The sequence below is a fragment of the Sulfitobacter sp. AS92 genome, from assembly GCF_038900015.1.
In the GTDB taxonomy this organism is placed as follows: Bacteria; Pseudomonadota; Alphaproteobacteria; order Rhodobacterales; family Rhodobacteraceae; genus Sulfitobacter.
The window spans coordinates 124,916-135,436 of the sequence record NZ_JBBMQL010000009.1 but is presented as its reverse complement, the minus strand read 5'-3'; the positions used below and the strand labels follow the sequence as shown (position 1 = coordinate 135,436).

Sequence of the window (10,521 nt, the reverse complement as noted above, 5' to 3'; positions counted from 1 at the left end):
AAAACCACCTGTACCGGTGTGGAAATGTTCCGCAAGCTGCTGGACCGTGGTGAAGCTGGCGACAACATCGGCGCGCTTCTGCGTGGCGTTGAGCGTGACGGCGTTGAGCGCGGTCAGGTTCTCTGCAAGCCCGGTTCCGTGAACCCGCACACCAAGTTCGAAGCCGAAGCCTACATCCTCACCAAAGAGGAAGGTGGCCGTCACACGCCATTCTTCGCGAACTACCGTCCACAGTTCTACTTCCGTACAACTGACGTGACAGGCACCGTTCAATTGGCAGAAGGCACCGAGATGGTCATGCCCGGCGACAACGTGTCTTTCGGCGTTGAGCTGATCGCACCGATCGCCATGGAAAACGGTCTGCGCTTCGCGATCCGCGAAGGTGGCCGGACTGTTGGCGCTGGTGTTGTGTCGAAGATCACTGAGTGATTATAGGTCGGGCTTCTGGGCCTGACTTGTAAGACTATCGAAAGGCCGCAGCATTTGCTGCGGCCTTTTGCGTCGCGGGGAGGGCGCTTTAGCGCATGCCAGCCAATAGGTGGTTTGGTTGGTTGTGATTGAACGCTGGCGGGGTGCGCTGTCACGCCGCGAGCGGCATGACTTTGCGCACTGGTTCTGAAAACCGAGGCGTTTTCAGAACCTGCTTGCCACTACCATCGATTCCCCCTATAGGACGCCAATCACCGGGGTGCGTCAGACGCGCCCCGTTTGATTTGATACCAAGGCGCGATGAGGGGGCCGGATGAGCCTGCTTCCTCCAATCCGTTGGAATCCCAAAACAAGGGATATGCATATGGCCGCTCAAAGCCAGAACATTCGCATTCGCCTGAAGGCGTTTGACTATCGGGTGCTCGATTCTTCCACACAGGAAATCGTCAGCACCGCCAAGCGCACAGGCGCTTCGGTCCGCGGACCCATTCCGCTGCCGAACAAAATCGAGAAATTCACCGTTCTGCGTGGTCCCCACGTTGACAAGAAATCCCGTGACCAGTTCGAAATCCGCACGCACAAGCGTCTGCTGGATATCATTGATCCGACTCCCCAGACCGTGGACGCGCTGATGAAGCTCGACCTCGCCGCTGGCGTGGATGTCGAGATCAAGCTGCAATCGTAAGCCCGGAGGGTAATCATATGTTGCGCTCAGGCGTTATTGCAAAAAAAGTCGGCATGACCCGGCTGTTCATGGAAGACGGCAAGCAGATTCCTGTGACCGTTCTCCAGTTGGACAAGCTTCAGGTTGTCGCACAGCGCACCGCAGACCGTGACGGCTACACTGCCGTTCAGCTCGGTGCAGGTTCGGCGAAAGCCAAACGCACAAGCCAAGCCATGCGTGGCCACTTCGCAGCAGCGAAAGTGGAACCAAAGCGCAAGGTTGCAGAGTTCCGCGTCGACGCGGAAGCAATGCTGGAAGTCGGTGAGGAAATCATCGCGGACCATTACTTCGCAGGTCAGTACGTTGACGTTGCAGGTACTTCGATCGGTAAAGGTTTTGCCGGTGCGATGAAGCGTCACAACTTTGGCGGTCTGCGGGCGACACACGGTGTTTCCATCAGCCACCGTTCGCACGGCTCCACAGGCCAGTGTCAGGATCCCGGCAAAGTTTTCAAAGGTAAGAAAATGGCCGGTCATATGGGCGCTGCCCGTGTAACCACGCAGAACCTCGAAGTCGTCAAGACCGACAGCGCGCGTGGCCTGATCATGGTTAAAGGCGCCGTTCCTGGCTCCAAAGGTGGCTGGGTCACGGTCAAGGATGCGGTCAAAAAACCGTTCCCCGAAGACGCGATTCTACCCGCCGCTCTGAAATCCGCCGCTGAAGAAGCCGCCAAAGCCGCCGAAGAGGCAGCCGCCGCAGCCGCAGCAGAGGCAGAAGCCGAAGCCAAGCGTTTGGCCGAAGAGCAAGCCGCACAGGAAGCCGAAGCGCTGAAAGCCGCAGAAGCTGAAATCGCAGCTGAAGGTTCGGATGCCGATAATTCCGATGCCGACGCTGACAAGAAAGAAGGTGACGCATGAAACTCGATGTCATCAAACTCGACGGTGGCAACGCTGGGTCCGTAGACCTGGACGAAGCACTGTTCGGCCTTGAGCCGCGTGCCGACATCCTGCACCGCGTCGTGCGCTGGCAGCGTAACAACGCGCAGCAGGGTACGCACAAGGTCAAGACACGGTCCGAGACCAGCTACTCGACCAAGAAGATCTATCGCCAAAAAGGCACCGGCGGCGCACGCCACGGTGACCGGAACGCGCCGATCTTCCGTAAGGGTGGTATCTACAAGGGTCCAACCCCGCGTAGCCACGGCCACGAGCTGACCAAAAAGTTCCGCAAGCTGGGTCTGCGCCACGCGCTGTCCGCCAAAGCAAAAGCCGGTTCTTTGGTCATCATCGACGAAGCAACGTCCGAAGGCAAAACAGCCGCACTGGCCAAGCAGGTGTCGAACCTGGGTTGGAAGCGTACGCTGGTCATCGATGGCGCTTCGGTCAACGAGAACTTCGCACAGGCCGCACGCAACATCGAAGGTTTGGATATCCTGCCGTCGATGGGCGCAAACGTCTATGACATCCTCAAGCGTGATACTCTGGTGATCACCAAAGCGGGGATCGAAGCATTGGAGGCACGCCTGAAATGAGCGCCAAGCATGAACACTATGACGTGATCCGCAAGCCGATCATCACCGAGAAGGCAACAATGGCGTCCGAACAGAACGCTGTCGTTTTCGAAGTGGCGATTGAAAGCAACAAGCCAATGATCAAAGAGGCCGTTGAGGCGCTCTTTAACGTCAAGGTGAAGGCCGTGAACACGTCCATCACCAAAGGCAAGGTCAAGCGTTTCCGGGGCCAGATGGGTCGCCGTAAAGACGTGAAAAAGGCTTATGTGACGCTCGAAGAGGGCAACACAATCGACGTCTCCACCGGGCTGTAAGCTTTCGGTAAAAGATTTGAGAAAGGCCTCCGCTTAGCGGGGGCCTTTTTTGTTGCGGCGGTGATAGGTTAGGGCCTGCGCGATCAAAAGCGCCAGCGGTGCTCTTGCGATTTCGGACTGTGCGTTAAAAAGAACAGCGCGGTTGCCGTCATAGGTAAATGCATTCGCGAAAACCAAACGGGCGTCCGGAATTATGGTCGTCTGGCAATGCAGGAACAACGCGTATCCGCCCGCCTTTGGCACCCCTAGTCGCAGCGTTGTCCCGGACTTGCTTTCGGGTGTGAGATAGGCGGGCTGTCCCCATTTCTGGGTTTCTTCAATGCGGCCTACATTTTCAGTTTCCGCCACATCGAAGATAAGCCGCCTTAGGTCTAGGAGACCCGGGCGCACAGGTTCTGAAAAACCGGCGAACGTGTTTTTTACGGCGTCGTTTTGAAAGGGCGGGGTGGGTAAACTCATGCTTAAACGTATGTCCGGATTCTAGGTGGAGCAATTAACTTTCATCTCACAGGCTCACCATACCGGCTGTTTGTGGCCGGGTGGGCGGAAACCCGGCGTTAATACCCAACGGATAAGTTGCTTGCTGCGCGCTTTCCTTTACAAGGCATTAAGCAACGATAAAAAGCAGTACTATGTCTCACGAAAATCTTCCCTCTGGTGCGTCTGCAGACGTGTCGAACGCCCGCGATTGGGTGCGCGTGCTGGCCCGCTACCGCGAGCCCAGCACTTGGCGCAGTAGTTTCGAGCTGGCGATCACCCTTGGGCCTTTCATCCTGCTCTGGGCGCTGGCGTGGTGGGCGCTGTCAGTGAGCGGCTGGCTAACCCTGGCGATCTCTGTCATCAACGCGGGCTTTTTGCTGCGGCTCTTTGCCATTCAGCATGACTGCGGCCATGCGGCATTCTTTGCCAGCAGGCGTACCAGCGATTGGGTCGGCCGCGTTTTGGGAGTGCTGACTCTAACGCCATATGATGTCTGGCGCCGCACACATTCCATTCACCATTCCTCTGCTGGCAACCTCGGTCGCCGCGGGATTGGGGATATCCATACCCTGACAGTCGCAGAATATCGCGCGCTAAGCCTGTTCGGACGGTTTCATTATCGGCTTTATCGCAATCCGGTGGTGCTGTTCGGTCTTGGGCCGAGCTATCTGTTTTTCGTGCAAAACCGCATTCCACTGGGGCTGATGGCCAAAGCACGTTATTGGCTGAGTGCGATGGGGACCAACCTTTCGATCGTCGCGGCACTTACAGTGATCTTCTACTTCGGAGGGATCATGCCCATCCTGCTGATCTTTGTGCCGAGCACGCTTTTGGCGGCGACTGCGGGCATGTGGCTTTTCTATGTGCAGCACCAGTTCGAGACCACCCATTGGGAAGAGGACGAAACTTGGGATCTGCATGACGCAGCTTTTCATGGTTCGTCGCATTACATCCTGCCTCGGCCCTTGCAGTGGCTCAGTGCGAATATCGGCATTCACCATGTGCACCACCTCTATAGCCGCATCCCATTCTACCGGCTGCCCGAGGTACTGCGCGATCACGCCGCCTTGGCAGACGGCAATCGGATGACTGTTCGCGAAAGTCTTGCGAACGCGCGGCTGCATCTTTGGGATGAGAAGACGAAACGTCTTTTGTCGTTTGCTCAGGCGCGCCAGGCGGTGTGATCTGAACCACTTTGTTGGACGTCTCAGAAAACCCTCACTTCGGTGAGGGTTTTTTCACATCTCGCATCTAGCAATTACTGAAACGAGAACTTCCAACCATTCTGGTCAATCTTGACGATAACGCACAATTTGTTCCGAAAAAATGTAGCAAAAATTTTCGGAACAGAGCGAAAAGTTGCCTGTTGTCCCTCCACGGAAGACGGGGTGCCCGGCACCTCAGGATTACCAAATGGGAGATACCTTATGATCTATACAAAAACACTCATGGCTGGCGTATCCGCTGTCGCTCTTTTCGCTGCTGCTCCGGTTCTGGCGCAGGATGCTACGGCCGATGTCGAGGAAACGATTGAGCGCAACGCCGAAGCCGAAGCGCAATCCGAAGCTGAAGCTGGTGTCGCAGCAACTGCGAACGTTGCAGGTGGCCAGGTGGTCGTTGAGCAGAAAGACGCCGAAGTTGACGTCACCGTGCCCGAGCCTGATGTGAACGTATCCCAAGACGCGCCTGTTGTGACAGTCGAGCAGGGCCAGCCCGAAGTGACCGTGCAGGTGCCCAAGCCTAACGTCCGTGTGCAACAGCAGGCACCGATCATCACGATCGAGCAGGCGCAGCCCCAAGTGACCGTTCGCATTCCCGAGCCTGTTGTGACAGTTCAGCTGCCCGAGCCGAAAGTCGACGTCACAACGGGTGAACCTGTCGTTGATCTGAAGCAGCCCGAGCCTGTCGTGAAGTTCGTGCGTCCTGAGCCGAAAATCACCATCGAAGAGGCCGAGCCGCGGGTGACCATCGAGAACGCCGAAGCCGACGTGAATGTCGATGAAGCTGGTGAGGCAAAAGTCGAAGTTGAGCAGCAAGAAGCCGAGGTCAACGTGCAGCAAAGCGACGATGCCAATGTCGTCGTCGAAGAAGCGGAAGAGCCTAAGGTAAACATCGAAGCATCCGAAGGCGCCGAGGTTGACGTTGAGCAAGAGCAAGCTCGCGTGCTGATGGAAGACTTCAATGCTGACGAGCAGGGCAATATGGCCGATGAAGACCGTGCCCGCTATCAAGAGAACGTCCAGCGCCTGCCGATCTTCAACCTGACCGCTGAAGAACTGACTGGCCGCAGCGTTGCAACCGAAACCGGTGAAGATGTTGGCGAAATCGACTTTATCGGCATTCGTGGAGATACCATCGTCGCAATCGTCGGTGTGGGTGGCTTCCTAGGCATGGGCGAGAACGAAGTCGCCATTCCCGTGGAGCAACTGATCCTGCGTGAAGACGAAGTGATTGTGCCCGGAGTGACCGAAGAGCGTCTGGAAAGCATGCCAGAGTTTAACGAATCCGAAGTACGCATCCTTGAGCCCGGGATCCGTCTGGCTGAAGAGTTGGGTCTCGACTAAACCCCACTCTGCTTGAGCTATGAACCATTGAAAGAAGGCGCTTCGGCGCCTTCTTTTTTTGTGTAAACCGCCATTGCGATGAATCTTGCCGAGCCTACTGGACGGGCTGGAATGAACCTGCTAGTTCGCCACATCGGCTCAGACCCCGGATTCGTCCGGGGTTTGGCTATTTGAACGATCCCGGCGGATCGGATGCTTACCTCGAGAGAGATAATCGCCCCATTCGCCACTCCTACAGGGGACCTTCGGGGCCCTACAACCAACGCGCTTTCATCTCGATGGAGGCGTGCCAAGCAAACGGAAGACAGAGAACATGGCACTCAAGTCGTACAAACCGACGACGCCAGGCCAGCGTGGACTGGTACTGATCGACCGTTCGGAGCTGTGGAAAGGCCGCCCGGTCAAAGCCCTTACTGAGGGTTTGACCAAATCTGGCGGTCGGAACAACACCGGACGAATCACAATGCGTCGTACAGGTGGTGGTGCAAAGCGCCTCTACCGTATCGTTGATTTCAAGCGCAACAAGCTGGACATGTCCGCTGTTGTCGCGCGGATCGAATATGACCCCAACCGGACCGCTTTCATCGCACTGATCCAGTACGAAGACGGCGAGCAGGCCTACATTCTGGCCCCCCAGCGTCTGGCCATCGGCGACAAAATCATCGCCGGCGCCAAAGTGGACATCAAACCCGGCAACGCGATGCCTTTCTCGGGCATGCCAATCGGTACGATCATCCACAACATCGAGATGAAGCCCGGCAAGGGCGGTCAGATCGCACGTGCCGCCGGCACCTACGCCCAGTTCGTGGGTCGTGACGGTGGCTACGCTCAGATTCGTCTGAGCAGCGGCGAGCTGCGTCTCGTGCGTCAGGAATGCATGGCCACCGTTGGTGCTGTGTCCAACCCCGACAACTCCAACCAGAACTACGGTAAAGCGGGCCGCATGCGTCACAAGGGCATCCGTCCTTCTGTACGTGGTGTGGTGATGAACCCGATCGACCACCCGCACGGCGGTGGTGAAGGCCGGACCTCTGGTGGTCGTCACCCGGTTACTCCTTGGGGTAAGCCGACGAAGGGTGCCAAGACCCGCAACAAGAACAAAGCGTCCAGCAAGCTTATCATCCGCTCGCGTCACGCCAAGAAGAAGGGGCGTTAATTCATGGCTCGTTCAGTATGGAAAGGTCCTTTTGTTGACTCTTATGTCCTCAAAAAGGCAGAGGCTTCCCGCGAGGGCGGCCGCAACGAAGTGATCAAGATCTGGTCGCGCCGCAGCACGATCCTGCCCCAGTTCGTGGGTCTGACGTTTGGCGTGTACAATGGTCATAAGCACATCCCTGTTAACGTTAGCGAAGACATGATCGGTCAGAAGTTCGGTGAGTACTCCCCGACTCGGACCTACTACGGTCATGCCGCCGACAAAAAAGCGAAGCGGAAATAAGCCATGAGCAAGGATAAGAATCCCCGCCGCGTGGCAGACAACGAAGCAATGGCAAAATTGCGCATGCTTCGCACAAGCCCGCAGAAACTGAACCTGGTTGCAGCTCTGATCCGTGGTAAGTCCGTGGACAAAGCGTTGACCGATCTGACCTTCTCCAAGAAGCGGATCGCGCTGGACGTGAAGAAATGCCTTCAGTCTGCGATTGCCAACGCCGAGAACAATCACAACCTGGACGTCGATGAGCTCATCGTGGCCGAGGCCTATGTTGGTAAGAACCTGACCATGAAGCGCGGTCGCCCGCGTGCCCGTGGCCGGTTCGGCAAGATCATCAAGCCGTTTGCCGAGATCACGATCAAAGTGCGTCAAGTTGAGGAGCAAGCCTGATGGGTAACAAAGTCAATCCGATCGGTATGCGTCTTCAGGTGAACCGCACCTGGGACAGCCGCTGGTACGCCGACACCAAGGATTACGGTGATCTTCTGCTTGAAGATCTCGCAATCCGCGACTTCATCAAGAAAGAGTGCCACCAGGCCGGTATCGCTCGTGTGATCATCGAACGTCCGCACAAAAAGTGCCGCGTTACGATCCATACAGCACGCCCCGGTGTCATCATTGGCAAGAAAGGCGCGGACATCGAGACGCTGCGCCAGAAGATCGCCAAGATGACCAAGTCGGAACTGCACCTCAACATCGTTGAAGTTCGCAAGCCCGAGCTGGACGCACACTTGGTTGGTGAAAGCATTGCACAGCAGCTGGAGCGCCGGGTATCTTTCCGCCGCGCCATGAAACGTGCCGTGCAGAACGCCATGCGCATGGGCGCACTCGGCATCCGCGTGAACCTCGCGGGTCGTCTGGGTGGGGCCGAAATCGCGCGTACCGAATGGTACCGTGAGGGTCGCGTGCCGCTGCACACATTGCGTGCCGATATCGATTACGCCCATGTTGAAGCTATGACTGCCTATGGCATCATCGGCATCAAGACATGGATCTTCAAAGGTGAGATCATGGAACATGATCCTGCCGCGCGTGACCGTAAGGCACAGGAACTCCAAGACGGCCCAGCACCTCGCGGTGCCGGCGGTCGTCGTTAAGGGGGAATGAGAAATGCTTCAACCAAAGCGTACTAAATTCCGTAAGCAGTTTAAGGGCTCGATCAAGGGTCTGGCAAAGGGCGGGTCTGACCTGAACTTTGGCACCTACGGCCTGAAGGCACTGCAGCCGGAGCGGGTTACAGCCCGTCAAATCGAAGCGGCACGCCGCGCCATGACGCGTCACATGAAGCGTCAGGGCCGTGTCTGGATCCGCATCTTCCCGGACGTACCGGTCACCTCCAAGCCCGTCGAAGTTCGTATGGGTAAAGGTAAAGGTTCCGTCGACTTCTGGGCAGCCAAGGTCAAGCCGGGCCGCATCATGTTCGAAATCGACGGTGTCGGTGAAGACGTGGCACGCGAAGCCCTGCGTCTGGCAGCCATGAAGCTGCCGATCAAGACCCGGGTTGTTGTCCGCGAGGACTGGTAAGCCTGTCGCCCCGCTTGCGGGGTGGGTAAGAGAAAATGAACCCCCGTCGAGCGATCGGCGGGGGTTTTGCTTTGTCAGGCGACAGCTTCGGTCTCGAGATCAAGCCAGAGCTTGCCGTTTCGGTAGCCGCCTTTAATCAGATGCCCCGGCTCAGCGATCTCAGGGTGCGCCTCCGCCCAATCGCGGAACTGATCGCGGCTGACCACTTGCCCGCCGTAGTCCCGCGCGGATTGGAGGATATACGGGTCAGCCGGGGTGCCTTTGGGAACGACCAACACGCGGTCCACTGGAAGGTCGAGCTGGCTGCTTAGCGCTTTGTCATGCTGATAGCGCCCGATAAGGAGGTAGCCTGCATTTGCATCAAACACGACACCGGGCGTGTAACCGCGTGCGCGCAGCTCATCGACGACGTCGCGCACGACTCTGATGTTCGGCTCCCCTGACTTCCAATGCATCACGTTAGAGCCATCTACGATGATCCACTTGTTGCCGGGTCGCTTGGGTTGGGCCAATGCCCGCAGCAAAAGAATCGCGCTAGCTATGACGCAGAGCACACCGAGCAGCATGAAGTCCTGCCAGCCGGGCTGGGAAGCGCCGGCGATGGTGAGGATCAAGGAACCAAGTAGTAATAAGAACGGGGTAAACATATGCGAAATAACTGCTTTGGATAATACTTAGGGTTGAGTGTCGGGCAAATATGCGTGCGCGGCAAGGCCGCGCGGCCCGTGCTGGCCATCCCGCCTAATAGTCGGTAGCCTCGTCACAACTCCTCGCGACAGGAAAGGCCCAGTCACATGAAACACGTCCCAAAGCCCAACACCGACGAAGATTTGATCCGTGCGTTCCTCGACAAGGGCGGGGAGGTCAAAAAGGGAAAGACCAAGCCGATGCCCAGCGATTTGGGCCTTAGCAATAATCAATGGGGCAATAAGCTGACCAAAGAAGAGAAGGCAGCGGTAAAGGCGCAGGAAGAGGCGGCGAAGGTGGCCAAGAAGTAGTCTAAGCGCGATGGTGTGCCGTCAGATATCGACCTGATAGACGCCTAAAGCCTCGGCCAACGCGTTTTCTTCGAAATGGAAGTGTGACTGCACGACGGTGACGAGTTGGTCAAAGATTGCGCGGGTTTCGGTAAAATCTTTCGCCCTTGGTGTTTCGGTTAAGCCTTCCGCGGCCTTGCCGAGCCGTTTCAATAGCGCATGCACAACCTCATGCTCAGCCCGTAGCCGATCCACGATGGTGCGGACAGCCTTAGACCCACGGGTCTGCAACTGCGGAAAGATGCTTTGTTCTTCGATGTTGTGATGCATCGTCAACGCCCAGCATTGCTGCCCGCAGAGCGTTCCGGCAGCAGCGAAATTCTGGGCCATCTCGGTATGCAGCACGATATGGGCCAAATCGGCGGGTGGCGTCTCTCCGGCTTCGATCTGGGCCATGATCTGCGCAATTCGCGCGAGATCCATTAGGTAATGTTTATGAATGGCCGCCAGATGCCGCCCCGCTTGGCGCTGGTCGTCAGTGACATTGTCTAGCTGAGGCAGCGGCGGGCGGGTGTCGGGGTCTATCATTAGCTCTGACAGGGGCCGCCCATCGGGGTGTTCTGGCAT

The 10,521-nt window shown here is 57.2% G+C and carries 16 protein-coding genes; 13 read left to right on the top strand and 3 right to left on the bottom strand.

Going from position 1 to position 10,521, the window contains the following annotated elements:
- The 5 genes from WNY61_RS15525 to WNY61_RS15505 form a co-directional block, all read left to right on the top strand.
- Window positions 1-429: EF-Tu/IF-2/RF-3 family GTPase (locus WNY61_RS15525; RefSeq protein WP_342852359.1), on the top strand; the 429-nt coding region annotated here is incomplete at its 5' end.
- 364 nt (window positions 430-793) lie between these two features.
- A complete protein-coding gene (rpsJ, locus tag WNY61_RS15520; RefSeq protein WP_007118830.1) occupies window positions 794-1,114 on the top strand; it encodes a 30S ribosomal protein S10 in 321 nt (106 codons plus the stop codon).
- A 17-nt stretch (window positions 1,115-1,131) separates the two neighbouring features.
- Entirely contained in the window at window positions 1,132-2,010 is an 879-nt protein-coding gene (gene rplC / locus WNY61_RS15515) for a 50S ribosomal protein L3 (protein WP_007118831.1), read from the top strand.
- A complete protein-coding gene (gene rplD / locus WNY61_RS15510) occupies window positions 2,007-2,624 on the top strand; it encodes a 50S ribosomal protein L4 (protein WP_007118832.1) in 618 nt (205 codons plus the stop codon). Before rplC ends, rplD begins: the two co-directional genes overlap by 4 nt.
- On the top strand, window positions 2,621-2,917 hold the full coding sequence (locus WNY61_RS15505) for a 50S ribosomal protein L23 (RefSeq protein ID WP_007118833.1): 297 nt from the start codon (window positions 2,621-2,623) through the stop codon (window positions 2,915-2,917). The genes rplD and WNY61_RS15505 overlap by 4 nt, the downstream gene beginning before the upstream one ends.
- Before the next feature lie 33 nt (window positions 2,918-2,950).
- Here WNY61_RS15505 and WNY61_RS15500 read toward each other — a convergent pair whose 3' ends face one another.
- A complete protein-coding gene (locus WNY61_RS15500) occupies window positions 2,951-3,376 on the bottom strand; it encodes a DUF1801 domain-containing protein (RefSeq protein ID WP_342852358.1) in 426 nt (141 codons plus the stop codon).
- 173 nt (window positions 3,377-3,549) lie between these two features.
- Here WNY61_RS15500 and WNY61_RS15495 point away from each other — a divergent pair, with 173 nt between their 5' ends.
- The 7 genes from WNY61_RS15495 to rplP all read left to right on the top strand — a co-directional run bounded on the left by WNY61_RS15495 (window position 3,550) and on the right by rplP (window position 8,917).
- Window positions 3,550-4,581 (top strand): fatty acid desaturase, encoded by a 1,032-nt coding sequence (locus tag WNY61_RS15495; RefSeq protein WP_342852357.1) that lies wholly within the window; start codon window positions 3,550-3,552, stop codon window positions 4,579-4,581.
- A 243-nt stretch (window positions 4,582-4,824) separates the two neighbouring features.
- On the top strand, window positions 4,825-5,961 hold the full coding sequence (locus WNY61_RS15490) for a PRC-barrel domain-containing protein (RefSeq protein ID WP_342852356.1): 1,137 nt from the start codon (window positions 4,825-4,827) through the stop codon (window positions 5,959-5,961).
- Window positions 5,962-6,274: 313 nt separating this feature from the next.
- On the top strand, window positions 6,275-7,117 hold the full coding sequence (gene rplB / locus WNY61_RS15485; protein ID WP_007118837.1) for a 50S ribosomal protein L2: 843 nt from the start codon (window positions 6,275-6,277) through the stop codon (window positions 7,115-7,117).
- Window positions 7,118-7,120: 3 nt separating this feature from the next.
- A complete protein-coding gene (gene rpsS / locus WNY61_RS15480) occupies window positions 7,121-7,399 on the top strand; it encodes a 30S ribosomal protein S19 (RefSeq protein ID WP_007118838.1) in 279 nt (92 codons plus the stop codon).
- A 3-nt stretch (window positions 7,400-7,402) separates the two neighbouring features.
- The gene (gene rplV, locus WNY61_RS15475) at window positions 7,403-7,783 is read left to right on the top strand and encodes a 50S ribosomal protein L22 (RefSeq protein ID WP_007118839.1); all 381 of its coding nucleotides are present in this window, start codon (window positions 7,403-7,405) and stop codon (window positions 7,781-7,783) included.
- A complete protein-coding gene (rpsC, locus tag WNY61_RS15470; protein WP_342852355.1) occupies window positions 7,783-8,490 on the top strand; it encodes a 30S ribosomal protein S3 in 708 nt (235 codons plus the stop codon). Before rplV ends, rpsC begins: the two co-directional genes overlap by 1 nt.
- Window positions 8,491-8,503: 13 nt before the next feature.
- Complete coding sequence (gene rplP, locus WNY61_RS15465; protein ID WP_007118841.1) at window positions 8,504-8,917, top strand: 50S ribosomal protein L16; 414 nt, start codon at window positions 8,504-8,506, stop codon at window positions 8,915-8,917.
- A 74-nt stretch (window positions 8,918-8,991) separates the two neighbouring features.
- Here rplP and WNY61_RS15460 read toward each other — a convergent pair whose 3' ends face one another.
- Window positions 8,992-9,564 carry a hypothetical protein gene (locus WNY61_RS15460; RefSeq protein ID WP_342852354.1) on the bottom strand — a complete coding sequence of 191 codons (573 nt, stop codon included), beginning with the start codon at window positions 9,562-9,564 and terminating at the stop codon, window positions 8,992-8,994.
- 147 nt (window positions 9,565-9,711) lie between these two features.
- Here WNY61_RS15460 and WNY61_RS15455 point away from each other — a divergent pair, with 147 nt between their 5' ends.
- Window positions 9,712-9,915: a hypothetical protein gene (locus WNY61_RS15455; protein WP_007118843.1), complete on the top strand. Its 204-nt coding sequence runs from the start codon at window positions 9,712-9,714 to the stop codon at window positions 9,913-9,915.
- 21 nt (window positions 9,916-9,936) lie between these two features.
- On the opposite strand, the gene WNY61_RS15450 is transcribed toward WNY61_RS15455, so the two are convergent.
- Window positions 9,937-10,521, bottom strand: a complete 585-nt coding sequence (locus WNY61_RS15450) for a hemerythrin domain-containing protein (protein WP_342852353.1) — start codon at window positions 10,519-10,521, stop codon at window positions 9,937-9,939.